Genomic DNA, 14,518 nt, shown 5'->3' on the forward strand with positions numbered 1-14,518 from the left:
CCGGTGCCCCAGCGCCCTCGCCACCTGCAGCTGGAGCGCCGGCACCTTCGACAGCGTGAAGCGCCGGTACACCTCGTCGCAGAGCGGAATCGCCTCTTCCACCTCGCCCGCGCGGATGCACGCGCGCGCCCGGTCCATCTTCTCCTTCGCGTCCACCTCCGGCGGCACCACGCCGTCAGCGTCCGGTATCGGCACGCCCGTCATTTCCCGGCGCCAGCGGCGGCACGTCCCGGCCCTCGCCGAAGCCGAGCGCCCAGAAGCGCGGCCGCACCTCCTCCTTCAGCAGGAGCCGCAACAGCAGGTACTTCGCTTCGTCCTGGCCGTCCCACGCCATGGGGAAGGTGCCGTAGTGCATCGCCACGGACGTGCCCGAGCGCAGCACGTGGTGCGCCTTCAGCGCGTCCTCCGGTCCCATATGCACGGGATGCAGGACGCGCGGCCGGAACGCGCCGATGGGCAACACCGACAGGCGCATGGGCCCGAAGCGCTCCGCGACGCGGTCGAAGTGCGGCCCCAGCCCCGTGTCACCCGCGAAGAGCACCGGGCCACCGGACGTCTCCCACACGTAGCCAGCCCACAGCGTCTCCTCCTGGTCCGTCAGCCCCCGGTTCGACCGGTGCTGCGCGGGCACCGCCCACACCTTCAACCCCGGGGGGCCGCTCTTCGCGGACTGCCACCAGTCCAGCTCCTCCACGTGCTGGAAGCCCTCGTCCATGAGCAGCTCGCGGTTGCCCAGGCCCACGAGGAAGAGCGGATGGTGCGCGGCCTCCAACTGTCGCAGCGTGGGCAGGTCCATGTGGTCGTAGTGGTTGTGGCTCACCACCACGACGTCGATGGGCGGAAGGTCCTCGAAGCGGATGCCCGGAGGCCTCACGCGCTTGGGGCCCACGAAGGACACGGGGCTCGCCCGCTCCGAATAGATGGGGTCCGTCAGCACGTTCACCCCGTCCGCCTGGAGCAGCACCGTGGCGTGGTTGATGAACGTCACGCGCAGCGCTCCCGGGCCCACGCGCTCCGGTGGCTTCGGGCCGGCGGGCTCCTCCGCGTAGTCGCGCCAGGGGCCGCGCCGCTCCTCCATCACGGCGGATATCAGCGTGAGCGGGGACAGCTTCGGCGCGTCGCCGATGTTCTGGAACGACTCGCCGTCGAAGTGGTCCGTCACCGGACCCCGGTGCACGGTGCCGGCGAAGCAGCCGGTGAACAGCGACAGGGCCAGCACGGGCCACAGCCGCGTCACTTGATGACGATGGTCCAGTCGCATTCGAAGGGCTCTCCGTCGAGTGTGGGCAGCGCGTAGCGCGAAGCCTGGATGCGGGTGAGTGCCTGCGCCAACAGGTCCGGGGGCAACGTCGCTTCCCGCACCTCGCATTGCTGGGGCACGCCGCCCTGCACCAACCGGCACGTCACGCGCACGTGGTGCTTGCGGCCTTCGCGCCAGTGCTCGAAGGCCTCCTGGAACACCGGGTCGTCCGGCGGGCCACCGCGCACGCGCCGGGGCTCCTTCACGTGCTGGGACAGCCAGGAGCAGGCGTCCTTCACCTGTCCGTCACAGGCCTTGCCCATCAGGGATACCGCGCGCAGCCGCTCCGGGCCTTGCGCGTTCGTGGCCAGCAGCGTGAGCGCCTGGTCGAAGCACTGCTTCGCCGTGCGCACCGTGCAGTCTTCCGTGGAGACGGGAGGCGTGCCCGCGGCGAAGGCTCCCAGGGGCGCGGGGCGCATCAGGTCCTCCGCCACGCGCGCGGGGTCGCTTCGTCGCTGCCCGCATGCGGACAGCAGCACCAGCGAGAGGAGGAGGGGACGCCAGGTCATGACGCCATCGTAGACGGCTCGCGCCCGGGAAGGGATGTCAGGGCGACTGGACGGTGGCCGGGGCCCACACCAGCCAGTGTTCCAGCGCACCCAGCATCTTGGACCAACCCTTCTCGGTGCTGTCCTTCCACCTCTCACCGTCCGGGCCCATCTCGTGGGTCAGGGTGAGGACGCAGTCCTCCCCATCGGGAACGATGTCCACCGTCACCCGGTCGTAGTCCGGCGAGTACTTCGGCACCGCGAAGGTGAACACCAGCCGGCGCGGCCGGTCGACCTCCAGGTACTCGCCCATGTGCTCCACCGCTTCGCCATCGCGCAGGTCCGTGAAGCAGAACCGGCCGCCCACCCGCGCATTGATTTCCGCGCGCACCAGCGGCCGCTCCGGCGCCGTGACGAAGAGCCAGCAGCGGGCCTTCACGGGATGGAGCCAGGCATTGAAGACGCGCTCTGCGGAGTCCTTGAAGCGGTGGGTGACGGTCAGCTTCACGGGGAGGGAGTCGCTCATCGGGTGCGTCCTTTCAGTTGAGGAGGGCGGAGGCGCGCGGCTTCGACTGCCCGGGCCAGGGTCCGTGTCCCAGCGCGCATGTCGTCCGGGCGCACGCCGCCGAAGCCAAAGATGAGGCCGGACTCGCGACGTCGGCCGAGGAAGTAGTCGGACAGGGCCGCGACCTCCACGCCCAGGCGCGCGGCCTCGTCGCGGACGCGCAGGTCGGACAGCGGCGCGGCAAGGGACGCGCACACCTGCATGCCGGTGTCACAGGGACGGGGCATGAGGACGCCCGAGCAGTCGGCGTGCAGGGCTTCGAGCAGGGCTTCACCGCGCTCGCGGTAGGCCGCGCGCATGCGGCGCAGGTGACGGGCGAAGTGGCCCTCCGCGAGGAACACGGCGAGCGCGGCCTGCTCCAGAGTGGAGGCGGGGGCGGACGCGGCGGCGCGCGCGACGGAGAAGACGTCCACGAGCGAGGGCGGCACGACGAGGAAGCCCAGGCGCAGGCCGGGGAACATCGATTTGCTGAACGTGCCCACGTAGACCACGCAGCCGGCGTCATCGAGGCCCTGGAGCGCGGTGAAGGGACGGCCGCGGTGACGGAACTCGCTGTCGTAGTCGTCCTCGATGATCAGCGAGCGGGTGCGTTCGGCCCACTGGAGCAGCGCCATCCGCCGCGCCAGGCTCAGCGTGACGCCCAATGGGTATTGGTGCGAAGGCGCCACCAGCGCGACCCGAGCCCGAGGTGCGCGAGCCAGGCCCGCGCCCACGTCGAGTCCGTCCCCATCCACGGGGATGGGCACCGGACGTCCTCCAGCGGCGAGCACGGCGCGACGGGCACCGGGATAGCCAGGGTCCTCCACCCAGACGGAGTCCCCCGGGTTCAGCGCGAGCCGGAGGACCTCATCGAAGGCCTGCTGGGTGCCCGCCGTGATGAAGACCTGCTCCGAGGAGCAGCGCACGCCCCGCGACACGGACACGTGGGTGGCGATGGCTTCGCGCAGCGGCGCCTGGCCCGAGGGGTCACCCCCGTCCAGCAACCCCGTGCTCGCGCGAACATGAACGCGAGACACCGTGCGTGCCCAGAGCGCGGTGGGGAACAGGTCCAACGCGGGCACACCGGGCCGGAAAGCGCGAGGCGCGGCCCCCAGGCGCGGAGCACCCACAGGCGTGGACTTCAGCGCCCGTGCGGAGGCAGCAAGCCGAGGCCCCCTCCCAGAGATTGAGACACGTGCGGCAGCAGGGAGCCCGGGTTCACGGCTCCGGTCTCCGGAGAGGATGGGCAGCTCGGGTGCGACGCGCGTACAGGAGCCCGCCTGGGCCACGAGGTAGCCCTCCGCAGTGAGCGCGTCCATCGCCTGGAGGACGGTGCTGCGGGCCACATCCAGCTCGGTGGCGAGCTGACGGGAAGAGGGAAGCCGCAGCCCGGGTGCCAGCGCCCCCGTGAGGATGCGCGCACGGATGCCCTCGAAGAGCTGCTCATGGAGCGGCGTGGGACTTCGCGAATCGAGCCGTAGAAGGAGCGATGACGCGACGCCGGTGGAGGTCTTCAACTGGTATGGCCGATTCTGTCGGAAGTGGTCTTCATGACCCTACCAGTTTCCTGGCAAGAAGCCCCGATGCCGTCCCCGTCTCCCTGCTGCTCGGTCCTCGAATTGCGCCAGTACACGCTGCATCCCGGTCAGCGGGATGTCCTCATCTCGCTCTTCGACCGGGCCTTCATCGAGTCGCAGGAAGCCACGGGCATGCACCTCGTCGGTCAGTTCCGTGACGAGGACCGTCCAGACCGGTTCGTGTGGCTTCGAGGCTTCCGCGACATGGCCTCACGGCGCGAGGCCCTGAGCGCGTTCTACGGCGGCCCGGTGTGGAAGGAGCACCGCAACGCCGCGAACGTGACCATGCAGGACTCCGACAATGTCCTCCTCCTGCGGCCGGTGCGGCCAGACACGGGCCTCAAGCATCCAGGCACGCCCCGACCGCCACCGGGCGCGGACGCACGTCCGGACTCCCGGGTGGAGGTGACGCTCTGCTACTTGAAGGCTCCCGCCGATGAAGCATTCCTGACCTGCTTCGAACAGCACGTGCGCCCGGTGCTCACGGAGCTGGGCGCCACGCCGAAAGCCCTGTTCCAGACCGAGCCCGCGGAGAACACCTTCCCTGCCCTGCCCGTGCGCACGGGCGAGCACGTCTTCGCCTGGCTCACCGTGTTCCCGGATGCGCGCCGCCGATCCGCGGCGAAGGGCTGGGCGGAGCCACTCCAACCGTGGCTGAGCGCGCCGCTCGAACACCTGACGTTATCCCCCACCGCGCGCTCCGAGCTGCGCTGAAAGGATCCGCTCCATGAAGCCTCTTCCTCCCTTGCCCACGGGCGACGTGCACGACTTCGACTTCCTCATGGGCGAATGGACGTGCGTGAACCGGAAGCTCAAACAACGGCTGACAGGCAGCGACGACTGGGACGTGTTCACGTCCCGGATGCGCTGCCAGCCCCACCTGGGCGGCCTGTCCAACGTCGAGGAGACCGTCTTCGAGCGGGGCTTCTCCGGCATGGCCCTGCGCCTGTTCGACGCACGGGAGCGCCGCTGGTCCATCCACTGGATCGACAGTCGCCACGCGGTGCTCCAGCCCCCCGTGCACGGAGGCTTCACTGGAGACCACGGCCGTTTCTATGGCGAGGACACCGAAGGAGGCCGACCGGTCCAGGTCGTGTTCCACTGGACCCGCCTGGGCAACGACCGGGCCCGGTGGGAACAGGCCTTCTCCTTCGACGGAGAGACCTGGGAGACCAACTGGGTGATGGAGTTCACCCGGACGACGGCCACCGGCTGAACACCACCGTGGCTGGACTTCCCACCAGGACGTCCGCTTGGATGCGCGTGCGTTCCATCCTGTCCCGGGGGTTTCCGTCTCATGCGCCGACTGATCGCCGCTGTTCCGCTGTTCGCCCTGGTCGGCTGCTCCTACGTGGGAATTGGTCCGCCTCCAACAAGAAGCCGGCTCTCGACCCAGCCCACAGGATCCGGCCCGGTGATCATCCGGGTGGGCAAGGTGGAACCTGAGCCCCTCGAAGCGCCCAAGGCGGAGGAGGAGTCCTCCACTGCCGAGACCTCCGACGCTCCCGGCGCGACGCAGTAGCGGCTCGCGGGATTGTGAACGGACCGACGCGGAATCGGTTCGACAGACCGTGGTGCCTCGGGAACCATCCGCGCTCCGCCGCCCGCCACCTGAAGGCGGGCCGTGCTCCGGAGCCACCCGATGAAGCCCCATGTCATCTGCCACATGATCTCGTCCATCGACGGGCGCATCGTCGTCAAGCACTGGCCCGACCCGGCGTCGATGCGCGGTGAATACGAGCGCACCGCCGACTCCTTCGACGCGGACGCCTGGATGTGCGGCCGCATCACCATGGAGGACTTCGCCGTGGAAGGGGACGTGTCCAAGCCCGCTCCCGCATCTCCCCTGCCCCGCACGGACTTCGTCGCTCGCAAGGACGCGGAGTCCCATGCCATCGCCCTGGATGCCCACGGCAAGCTGAACTGGGAGTCCGGCGCCATCGACGATGATCACCTCGTCGTCGTGCTCACGGAGTCCGTCCCCGACACGCACCTCGCCCACCTGCGCGAGCGCGGCGTCTCCTATGTCTTCGGCGGCAAGCAGGACATCGACTTCGCCCCCGTGCTGGAGAAGCTCGGAGACACCTTCGGCATCAAGACCGTGCTGCTGGAGGGCGGTGGCGGCATCAACGGCTCATTGCTCGCCGCGGGCCTCATCGACGAGGTGAGCCTCCTCGTGCACCCCACCGCCGACGGCCTGCCCGGCACGCCGACCCTCTTCGACCGGCCCCAGGGTTCCACCGGCGCGGGCGCCGCGCTGGAGCTCACCCACGTGGAGCGCCACGACTCCGGCATCGTGTGGCTCCGGTACCGCGTGCGGCGCTGAGCCTTCCCTGTTCCCTCTGTCCAGCGTGTGCGGCCCCCGACAGAGGCTCAGGGGGCGCGCAGCAGGGTGGCGGACTCGTAGAGGCTCTGCTGCTGGAAGACGCCCGCGGCGGACGTGTCCTTCTCCAGCTTGGACTGCACGCTCTTGGGCAGCTGCGCGTAGAGGTCCTGGCCCAGCAGGCCTTCAATCTGGTCCACCGGCACGCGCGACTGCTGGAGCAGCGGGAGGATGTCCTCCTTCTTGGACGGGCCCTCCTTCGCGTTCGGCACCATGTACGCGAACATCGACAGGTTGCCGTTGGGCAGCTCCAGGAGCACCGTCTTGAAGTTGTGCGTGGGGACCGCGATCTGCCGGTCGGCCTTCGAGCCCGTCGTCTGGAGGGACTCGGGCGGCAGCGGCTTGCCCTTGTCGTCCAGGTACAGGTTGCCCGTGACGATGTAGGCCTTGCCGCCAGTCTCCTTGATCATCTCGGACACACCGCGCTCCAGCGTGCGCCACACCTGCTGGTTGTGGTTGCCGTGCTGGGGCGCGATGTTGGTCATGTAGTGGCTCTCGTTCATCGCCGCCTGCGTGGGCGAGTCCTCGGCCGGCTTCATGTGCCCCCGGTCGAAACCGGTGTTGTTGTAGTCGGAGTCCACCACGCCACCCTGCTTCAGCTCCGGGTCGCGCACGAAGGTGCTGTTGAGCCGGCTGACGTCCGCGGGCGTCTCCTTCACGTCCGCCGCGGACAGCATGTAGCTCACGAACGTGGGCACGTTCTTGTCCGTGTCCATCAGCGTGCGCGAGTACTCCTTCACCAGGTTCAGGCCGGGCGTCGCGCCGCTCGAGCCCACGCCCTGGAGCGGATCCACCTCGCCGGCCACTTCCGCCACGCGGCTCTGGAAGGTGGCCATCTGCTGATCCGGCACCCACTGCGTGTTCGCGGCCGTGCCCGTGCCCTTGGCCTGGTTCGCCTTGGACGCGTTGATGTAGGCCGTCAGCTCGTCCGCGGAGAGCTCTCCGTCGCCGTTGCCGCCCAGGAGGTCCGCGCGCTTCGCCACGGACTGCTGCCAGGGGCTGTCGAAGCTGTCCACCTTCGCGGACTGCGCGCCCCCCTGAAGCTTCGCGTCGAGCGCCGCGCGCTGCTGCTGGATGGCCGTGGACGTGAGGAACTGCGCGTCCGTGGGCGCGGAGAGGTACGACTCCAGCTCCGCCGCGGACACCTGGCCATTCGAGGCCCGGCTTCCGTCAACGCCCTCGTCCGCCGCGTGCAGCAGGCGCCCCTGCCAGCTTTCGTCCGTCCAGCCGAACTTCTGCTGGAGGTCGGAGATGGCCACCTCCTTGGTGGCGGAGCGCTTCCAGCTCCCCCCCGTGGGCGCCACGACATTCGACGCGGGCGCGCTGACGGGAGCATCCGCCCCAGCGGGCACCGCGGTGTTCGCGGGCGCGGCGGTGGGGACAGCCGCGTTCGCGGGCGTGGGGCGCGGGGTGGAGACTCCCGTCGGGATTCGCAGCGACATGCGGTGAACGTCCTCGGGGCCGGCGGGGGTGACGATCGGGGAGGGCCCCTGTTCTTCATCGTCGGAGTGACGCGGCACCCGGTTGCGTCACTCCGCCCTTTTTCTCAGCAGGCAGGGCGTTTTTCGGTCCGGCTGGACCCGGCTGTCACTTAATGCCGGACTTCGAGGGGGGCGGAGGGCGGTGTCCGTCGGGCCGGGCGTGCTGGACGGCGTGGACGATGCGGGCTTCGGCCTGGAGTTTTTCGACGACGGCGGCAGGCAGCCGGGCGCGCTCGGCGGCGACGGCGAGGGTGATCAGGAAGGCCTCGCTGACGGGCCCCTGCGTGGAGGCGTTGCGCTCGGCGGGGGTGAAGGCGTGGGCGTCCACCACGGTGCCGGAGGCGGTGCGCACCTTCAGCGGGCGCTCCTCGGTGGCCAGGGCGAGCGCGGTCTCCAGGCGGGCGAGGACGGGCCAGGACTCGGTGGCGACGGTGCGCAGGCGCCCGGACAGCCGGTGTCCGGGGGCATCCACCAAGCGTGCGACCCGGCCGGCCCAGTTGGGCACGTGCACGTCGTAGACGACGTCCACGTCCAGGGCCTCGGCGAGCTCGCCCTCGGGGAAGTCGGGCACGGGGGGCAGGCCGTGCAGATGCCGGCTCGCCGCGGCCGGAGCCAGGTCGAGGGAGAACGCGAACCAGGGACGCGAAGCCACGGGGCCAGGTGCCATGGGGACGAGTGTCCCCGGCGCGCGGCGGTGGAACAAGGGCCAGGCCGTGCGGATCCGTGTCCGGGTGCTGGGGGGTCCGGGCTTTCCGGGTCAGCTCACCACGGCGGCGAGGATGCGCTCGAAGAGCCAGGGGGCTCGGCTCAGCAGGCGCACCACGGGCCCCCGCAGGCGCGGGCGGCGCGCGAGCATCAACAGGCCGTGCGTGGTCCAGGCGTACTTTCGGAACACCTGCTGGAAGGTGTGCTCGTAGGGCAGCAACGTGTCGCGGCCCGCGCCCTTCGCCAGTGCGTCCGGGAGCAGCGCGCCCAGGGACTCCGCGCAGGCGAAGGCGAGCGTGAGTCCTTCGCCTGTCAGCGCGTCCACGTAGCCGGCGGCATCACCGACGAGGGCGAAGCGATCCGCGATGCGCGTGCGAGCCACGCGGGCCAGGGGTCCGGCACCGCGTGGCTGGGAGTCCGGCTCCGCGCCGGTGAGCTTCTCCGCCAAGCGAGGGAAGCGCTCCAGCATCGAGTCGAAACCCACGCGGCCCGGCACCGTGCCGTCCTCCCAGAGGAACGCGATGCCCACGCGCTCCGCTCCCGCGGGCGTCACGTACGCCTCGACGCCGGAGGCGAAGTGCACCTCCACGTAGGGTGTCCACGGCACGCGCCGGAAGTGGCGCCGCAGTCCGTAGCGCCGGGGCACGTCCTGCTCCACGTCCAGGTCCTCGGCCTTGCGCAGCGGTGAGTTCAAGCCGTCCGCCGCGACCAGGAAGCGCGCGGACACGCGGCCCACGGGCGTCTCCAGCGTCACCCCGTCCGGCGTGCGCACGTGCGACACGACATGCGTGTGCTCGCGCAGGTCGACGCCCACCTCGCGCGCACGGGTCGCCAGCGCATGGGACAGGGCCAGCCTGCGGACTCCCAGTCCTCCAGGCGCGGGCAGCTTTCCCTCCGCCGTGCTGCCGTCCTCCTGCACGTAGCGGATGCCCACGAAGGGCGAGCTGTCGCTCCGGTCCAGATGCGCGAGCGCTCCCAACCGCTCCAGCGCCGCGAGGCCGGAGGGCATCAGGCCTTCACCGCACGCCTTGTCCACGGGCGTGGACGCGCGCTCCAGCACCACCGTGTCCAGCCCGCGCCGTGCCGCCGTGATGGCCACCGCGAGACCGGCCGGGCCTCCGCCCACCACGACCACGTCGTGCTGCTTCACGTGCTTGGACCTCGTTGGGTCGCAGGGTGTGGCAAGCCAGAACAAGTCCCGCGCGGCATCAGAGGATGCCGTGCCTCGCGCACCACAGGAGCTACGCGGAGCACCTCAACGCGCCCTGCCCCGCTCCGAGCGTTCCGCACCCCACGCACCGAGGCGGTCACGCGAGCACCGCAACGCTCACGAGTCGTGCTCCGCGCGCACCATCGCCAGAGCGCTCTTCGCCATCTCCACCGCGAGCCCCACCGCGCCCACCTTCTTCGGCGCCGTCAGCTCTCCGGCCAGATAGCGCCGCAGCGCCTCGCTCCTGCGCAGCTTGCCGCTGGACGTGCGCGGCAGCGTCCCCGGCTCCAACAGACGCACCGTGTGTGGCTGCACGCCCGTCGCCTCCACCACCGCCGCTCGGATGTCCGCCTCCACCGACGCCACGTCCGCGCCCCGCTCCGCGCGCTCGGCCAGGATGAGCAACGCTTCGTCCTCGCCGCCCTCGGGCGTGAAGCCCAGCGCCACCGCGCAGCCCGTGCGCACGCCGTCCACCTTGAGCAGTGGATCCTCGAAGGCCTGCGGCGCGTGGTTCGCGCCCCGGATGATCACCAGGTCCTTCGCGCGGCCCGTCAGGTACAGCTCCCCGTCCACGCAGAAGCCCAGGTCTCCTGTGTCCAGCCAGCCCTCCCCCACCATCGCCCGCGCCGTCGCCTCCGCGTCCTCGAAGTAGCCGCGCATCACTGACGGCCCCTTCGTGAACACGCGACCCACCTGGCGCTCCGGCAACACCGTGCCATCCTCGCCGCGCACCTCCACCTCGAAGCCCGCCACCGGCGCGCCCACGCTCACCAACGTGCGCGCCCCGTCACGCGCCTGCCCTTCGCGCGCCAGCACGTCCGAATCCACGCCCAGCTCGCGCGGCCCCCGGCCCGCAGGTGGGAACGTCACCGCCAGCGACGCCTCCGACAAGCCATACACCGGCCGCAGCGCCCGCGCGGAGAAGCCCCACTTCTCGAACCGCTCCCCGAAGCGGCGCAGCGTGTCCGCGGACACCGGCTCCGCGCCGTTGAGCGCGTGCAGCCACCCGGACAGGTCCACTCCCTGCAGGTCCGCGTCCTTCACCCGCTTCAAACACAATCCATAGGCGAAGTTCGGCGCGGGCGACACGAAGCCCCGATGCCTCGACAGCGCGCGCAGCCACAGCGCCGGCTTCACCAGGAACGTCTCCGGCGGTATCAGCACCAGGCTGCCCGGGTAGTACAGCGCCGCGAGCACACAGCCGATGAGCCCCATGTCGTGGTACAGCGGCAACCAGCTCACGCCCACCGGCGTCACGCCCGGAGCCACCGGCATCGCCGCCTCCAGCGCCGCCACCTGCGCCACCAGCGCTGCGTGCGTCAGCGCCACGGGCTTCGGCTCCACCGTCGAGCCAGAAGAGAACTGGATGAGCCCCAGCGCGTCGGGCCCCACCTCCACCTCCAGGTCCTCGTCGCCGTGCATCACCGCGTCCACCGTGTGACAGCCCAGCTTCGGCCGAGCCAGCGCCATGCTCGGGCCCAATAGCAGCCGCACGCGCGTGTCCGTCAGCACCACCACCGCGCCCGTCAGCTGGAGCATGCGCGCCGTCGAGCGGTGGTACTCGTCCAGCCGCCCCAGCCGCACTGGCGGATACAGCGGCACCGGCACCGCGCCCGCCAGCAGCGCGCCGAAGTACGCATCCATGAACGCGGGCGACGTGGGCAACAGCAACGCCACCCGGTCTCCCGGACGCACGCCCAGCCGCGCCAGCCCCGCCGCCGCGCGCTTCGCCCGCCGGTAGACCTGGGCCCACGGCAGGGACGTCTCGTGCTCGGCGGCGTCCACGAACACCAGCCCCAGCGACGTGTGCGACGTCGCCTTCAGCATCGCGTTCACCGTGGCGTGCTTCAGCGCCGGCAGGGGCGGCCCCTTCACGGGTGCGCTCCCACGTCCGGCTTCGCGGCCTCGACCCGCGCCGCCACCAGCCGCGCCAGGTCCTCCACCGTCCGCACGCCCTGCGCGTCCTCCTCCGACAGCAGCACCCGGAAGCGGTTCTCCAGGCCCACCGCCAGCACCGTCAGCCCCAGGCTGTCCAGGTGCAGGTCCCGCAAGAGGTCGTGCGCGGGCTCCACCGCGCCCTCGAACTCCAGCTCCTCCCGGGCGATGCGGCGGATCTCCGCCACCGCCTCCATCATGATGTCAGCCACGGCGAACCTCCGGAATGAAGCGGGGACGGTCGGCGAAGGCCTCGGAGTACACCGCCCCGAGCGCCGCCTCCTCCGCGCGAATGCGCACGTAGAGCAGCGCCGCGTTGCCCACCGTGAACACGACCGCCGTCACCCACGCCCCGTGGATGAGCGGCACGCAGAACAGCTCCAACACCACCGCCACGTAGTTCGGATGACGCAGGAACCGGTACGGCCCGCCCGTCACCGGCGCCAGCCCCGGCACCACGATGATGCGCGAGTTCCACCGGTCGCCCAGCGTCCCGATGGCCCAGTACCGCAGCCCCTGCGCCACCGCCGCGCCCGCCAGCGCCGCCCAGCTCCACACGCCCCAGAAGGGACGCTGGAGTCCAAACACCTCCGCGACGCACGCGACGAGGAACAGCGTGTGGAACACGACCATGAACCGGTAGTGCCCCTGCCCCGTCTCCACCCCGCCCCGCTCGAAGGCCCGCGCCGCGTTGCGCTTGGAGAGCACCAACTCCAACAGCCGCTCCGCGACGAGCAGCACCATGAAGCCCGCGAACAACGCCTGCGTTCCGGTCACCATCGCACCAGCACCATCTCCGCGCAGAAGCCCGGACCCATGGCCATCACCACGCCCCAGTCGCCCGGCACCGCGTCCGCTTCTTCCAGCGTCTCACCCAGCACGAAGAGCACCGACGCGCTGGAGAGGTTTCCCACCTGCCGGAGCGACTTCCACGAACGCTCCAGCGCGCCGGGCTCCAGCTCCAGCGCGGACTCGAAGCCCTCCAGCACCTTGGGGCCGCCGGTGTGCGCCACCCAGTGCTTCACGTCCTTGCGGGTCAGCCCGTGCTCCGCCAGGAAGCCATCCACGTTGCCCCGGATGTGCTCATTCACCAGCTGTGGGACCTTCGCGGAAAGCACCACCTTGAAGCCCGTGTCCACCACGTCCCAGCCCATCACCCGCTCGGTGTCCGGGTAGAACACCGACCGCGACCCCACCACGCGCGGGCCCTTGGCCTCGGCCTCCGCGCCCCGCAGCACCACGCACGCCGCGCCGTCCCCGAAGAGGCCGGAGGCGATGATGTTGGGGATGGACAGGTCCTCGCGCTGGAGCGTGAGCGAGCACAGCTCCGTGGCGATGAGCAGCGCCGTCTGCTTCGGGAACGCGCGCAGGTAGTCAGACGCTCGCGCCAGGCCCGCCGCGCCCGCCACGCAGCCCAGGCCGAAGATGGGCGTGCGCTTCACGTCCTCGCGCAGGCCCATCCGGTTGACCAGCCGCGCGTCCACGCTGGGCGTGGCGATGCCCGTCACCGTGACGAAGAAGACGTGGTCCACGTCCTTCGGTGTGAGCCCCGCGCGCGACAGCGCCTCGCGCGCCACCTTCTCCGACAGCTCCGTGGCCACGCGGATCCACGCGTCGTTGCGCTGCTGGAACGTCGCGAGCGCCGGGTACTCCTCCAGCGGCAGCGCCAGGTGCCGGCCGCCCACCTGCACGTTGCGGTGCAGGTCCTCCAGCCGCTCCAGGTTGAAGTGCTTCGTCGCCCACAGGTCGCGCAGCGCCGCGATGAGCTGCTCCTGGCTGGCGTAGTGCGGTGGAAGCGCGCGTCCCACCGCGCTCAACGAAGGGGATGGCGCGGAATCGTGACGGGTCATACTGGGCATGAAGTCCTGAGGGTCCCACCCGGGGAGTCGAGTCCCCAGGAATAATCAGCCGCAGGGCGGGATGCGATGGACTATCGCCAGAGCTGCCCGTCCCTGAACCCCACCGGCTGCCCGCACTGTTGCACACGCGACGCCCCACCGCCGGCTCCGCGACCGGAGGGTCCCTTTTTCGTCGCGCTCAGGCGATGGAGTCCACCACGCCCCCGTCGACCCGCAGCGCGGCGCCGGTGGTGGCGGAGGCCTGGGGTGACGCGACGTAGACAATCATGTTCGCCACCTCCTCCACGCTGGACGGGCGGCGGAGGATGGAGCTGGGCCGGTTCGCCTGGATGAAGTCCACGGCGAGGTCCTCGAAGGACCGGCCCGACTTCTCGTGCTCCTCGCGGAACATCGTGCGGACACCCTCGGAGAGGGTGGGCCCCGGCAGCACGGAGTTGACCGTGACGCCCGTCCCCGCCATGCGCTTGGCCAGGCCGCGCGCGACGGACAGCTGCGCCGTCTTGGTGACGCCGTAGTGGATCATCTCCGTGGGGATGTTCAGCGCGGACTCGGACGAGACGAACACCACGCGGCCCCAGCCCTGCTTCTGCATCCCCGGCAGGTACGCGCGCGACAGCCGCACGCCGGACAGCACGTTCGCCTCGAAGAAGTGGCTCCAGTCCTCATCGGTCACGTCGAAGAAGTCCTTCGGTCCGAAGATGCCCAGGTTGTTGATGAGGATGTCGCAGTGGGGGTGCGCCGCGACGAGCGCCGTGGTGGCCTCCGCCGTGCTCAGGTCGCCCGCGAAGCCCTTCACCGTGGCGCCCGGGGCCGCCTCGCGCACCGCCGCGATGGCCCGGTCCACCGCCGCCTGCGTGCGGCCGTTGACGATGACCGTGGCGCCCGCCGCCGCCAGCCCCTTCGCCGTGGCCAGGCCGATTCCGGCCGTGGAGCCGGTGACGAGGGCAGTCCTTCCAGTGAGTTCGATGCGCATGGGGTGTCCCGGGAAAAGAGGAGTACGACTGAAGGCTCCTGGGTATGCGGTCCGCGAGCCTCC

Annotated in this window: 15 protein-coding genes; 3 read left to right on the plus strand and 12 right to left on the minus strand. The window is 70.8% G+C overall.

Features of this window, described 5'->3' with window-relative positions; genetic code table 11:
* Positions 1 to 175 precede the first annotated feature (175 nt).
* Genes D7X99_RS14780 through D7X99_RS14795 form a run of 4 tightly spaced genes read right to left on the minus strand, consistent with a single transcriptional unit; the run spans position 176 to position 3,849 of the window.
* Positions 176 to 1,261 (minus strand): MBL fold metallo-hydrolase, encoded by a 1,086-nt coding sequence (locus tag D7X99_RS14780; RefSeq protein WP_121778371.1) that lies wholly within the window; start codon positions 1,259 to 1,261, stop codon positions 176 to 178.
* Entirely contained in the window at positions 1,234 to 1,809 is a 576-nt protein-coding gene (locus D7X99_RS14785; protein ID WP_121778372.1) for a hypothetical protein, read from the minus strand. Before D7X99_RS14785 ends, D7X99_RS14780 begins: the two co-directional genes overlap by 28 nt.
* Positions 1,810 to 1,846: 37 nt before the next feature.
* The gene (locus D7X99_RS14790; protein WP_121778373.1) at positions 1,847 to 2,314 is read right to left on the minus strand and encodes an SRPBCC domain-containing protein; all 468 of its coding nucleotides are present in this window, start codon (positions 2,312 to 2,314) and stop codon (positions 1,847 to 1,849) included.
* Positions 2,311 to 3,849 carry a PLP-dependent aminotransferase family protein gene (locus tag D7X99_RS14795; RefSeq protein WP_121778374.1) on the minus strand — a complete coding sequence of 513 codons (1,539 nt, stop codon included), beginning with the start codon at positions 3,847 to 3,849 and terminating at the stop codon, positions 2,311 to 2,313. The genes D7X99_RS14790 and D7X99_RS14795 overlap by 4 nt, the downstream gene beginning before the upstream one ends.
* A 66-nt stretch (positions 3,850 to 3,915) precedes the next feature.
* Here D7X99_RS14795 and D7X99_RS14800 point away from each other — a divergent pair, with 66 nt between their 5' ends.
* From D7X99_RS14800 to D7X99_RS14810, 3 genes are all read left to right on the plus strand, one after another.
* Positions 3,916 to 4,623 (plus strand): NIPSNAP family protein, encoded by a 708-nt coding sequence (locus D7X99_RS14800; protein ID WP_121778375.1) that lies wholly within the window; start codon positions 3,916 to 3,918, stop codon positions 4,621 to 4,623.
* A gap of 13 nt (positions 4,624 to 4,636) precedes the next feature.
* Entirely contained in the window at positions 4,637 to 5,125 is a 489-nt protein-coding gene (locus D7X99_RS14805; protein WP_121778376.1) for a hypothetical protein, read from the plus strand.
* 426 nt (positions 5,126 to 5,551) lie between these two features.
* A complete protein-coding gene (locus D7X99_RS14810; protein ID WP_121778377.1) occupies positions 5,552 to 6,235 on the plus strand; it encodes a dihydrofolate reductase family protein in 684 nt (227 codons plus the stop codon).
* Positions 6,236 to 6,282: 47 nt separating this feature from the next.
* Here the strand turns inward: D7X99_RS14810 and D7X99_RS14815 are convergent, their stop codons facing one another.
* From D7X99_RS14815 to D7X99_RS14850, 8 genes are all read right to left on the minus strand, one after another.
* A complete protein-coding gene (locus tag D7X99_RS14815) occupies positions 6,283 to 7,734 on the minus strand; it encodes a DNA/RNA non-specific endonuclease (protein WP_121778378.1) in 1,452 nt (483 codons plus the stop codon).
* Positions 7,735 to 7,879: 145 nt separating this feature from the next.
* The gene (locus D7X99_RS14820) at positions 7,880 to 8,440 is read right to left on the minus strand and encodes a gamma-glutamylcyclotransferase (RefSeq protein WP_121778379.1); all 561 of its coding nucleotides are present in this window, start codon (positions 8,438 to 8,440) and stop codon (positions 7,880 to 7,882) included.
* A 90-nt stretch (positions 8,441 to 8,530) separates the two neighbouring features.
* Complete coding sequence (locus D7X99_RS14825; RefSeq protein ID WP_121778380.1) at positions 8,531 to 9,628, minus strand: NAD(P)/FAD-dependent oxidoreductase; 1,098 nt, start codon at positions 9,626 to 9,628, stop codon at positions 8,531 to 8,533.
* Between the two features lie 177 nt (positions 9,629 to 9,805).
* Positions 9,806 to 11,563, minus strand: a complete 1,758-nt coding sequence (locus D7X99_RS14830) for a fatty acyl-AMP ligase (protein ID WP_121778381.1) — start codon at positions 11,561 to 11,563, stop codon at positions 9,806 to 9,808.
* Positions 11,560 to 11,835, minus strand: coding sequence for an acyl carrier protein (locus D7X99_RS14835; protein ID WP_121778382.1), 276 nt, complete (start codon positions 11,833 to 11,835; stop codon positions 11,560 to 11,562). The genes D7X99_RS14830 and D7X99_RS14835 overlap by 4 nt, the downstream gene beginning before the upstream one ends.
* Positions 11,828 to 12,403, minus strand: coding sequence for an isoprenylcysteine carboxyl methyltransferase family protein (locus tag D7X99_RS14840; protein WP_121778383.1), 576 nt, complete (start codon positions 12,401 to 12,403; stop codon positions 11,828 to 11,830). The genes D7X99_RS14835 and D7X99_RS14840 overlap by 8 nt, the downstream gene beginning before the upstream one ends.
* Complete coding sequence (locus D7X99_RS14845; protein WP_171805256.1) at positions 12,397 to 13,482, minus strand: type III polyketide synthase; 1,086 nt, start codon at positions 13,480 to 13,482, stop codon at positions 12,397 to 12,399. The genes D7X99_RS14840 and D7X99_RS14845 overlap by 7 nt, the downstream gene beginning before the upstream one ends.
* 178 nt (positions 13,483 to 13,660) lie before the next feature.
* Positions 13,661 to 14,455 carry an SDR family NAD(P)-dependent oxidoreductase gene (locus D7X99_RS14850; RefSeq protein ID WP_121778385.1) on the minus strand — a complete coding sequence of 265 codons (795 nt, stop codon included), beginning with the start codon at positions 14,453 to 14,455 and terminating at the stop codon, positions 13,661 to 13,663.
* Between the last annotated feature and the right edge of the window lie 63 nt (positions 14,456 to 14,518).

This window comes from Corallococcus sp. AB032C, from assembly GCF_003668935.1.
Classification (GTDB): Bacteria; Myxococcota; Myxococcia; order Myxococcales; family Myxococcaceae; genus Corallococcus; species Corallococcus exiguus.

What these genes read in the sequence shown, in the direction of transcription:
- D7X99_RS14780 (WP_121778371.1), bottom strand. Translation starts at nt 1,261, where the DNA reads ATGCGACTGGACCATCGTCATCAAGTGACGCGGCTGTGGCCCGTGCTG.
- D7X99_RS14785 (WP_121778372.1), bottom strand. Translation starts at nt 1,809, where the DNA reads ATGACCTGGCGTCCCCTCCTCCTCTCGCTGGTGCTGCTGTCCGCATGC.
- D7X99_RS14790 (WP_121778373.1), bottom strand. Translation starts at nt 2,314, where the DNA reads ATGAGCGACTCCCTCCCCGTGAAGCTGACCGTCACCCACCGCTTCAAG.
- D7X99_RS14800 (WP_121778375.1), top strand. Translation starts at nt 3,916, where the DNA reads ATGCCGTCCCCGTCTCCCTGCTGCTCGGTCCTCGAATTGCGCCAGTAC.
- D7X99_RS14805 (WP_121778376.1), top strand. Translation starts at nt 4,637, where the DNA reads ATGAAGCCTCTTCCTCCCTTGCCCACGGGCGACGTGCACGACTTCGAC.
- D7X99_RS14810 (WP_121778377.1), top strand. Translation starts at nt 5,552, where the DNA reads ATGAAGCCCCATGTCATCTGCCACATGATCTCGTCCATCGACGGGCGC.
- D7X99_RS14815 (WP_121778378.1), bottom strand. Translation starts at nt 7,734, where the DNA reads ATGTCGCTGCGAATCCCGACGGGAGTCTCCACCCCGCGCCCCACGCCC.
- D7X99_RS14820 (WP_121778379.1), bottom strand. Translation starts at nt 8,440, where the DNA reads ATGGCACCTGGCCCCGTGGCTTCGCGTCCCTGGTTCGCGTTCTCCCTC.
- D7X99_RS14840 (WP_121778383.1), bottom strand. Translation starts at nt 12,403, where the DNA reads ATGGTGACCGGAACGCAGGCGTTGTTCGCGGGCTTCATGGTGCTGCTC.
- D7X99_RS14845 (WP_171805256.1), bottom strand. Translation starts at nt 13,482, where the DNA reads ATGCCCAGTATGACCCGTCACGATTCCGCGCCATCCCCTTCGTTGAGC.
- D7X99_RS14850 (WP_121778385.1), bottom strand. Translation starts at nt 14,455, where the DNA reads ATGCGCATCGAACTCACTGGAAGGACTGCCCTCGTCACCGGCTCCACG.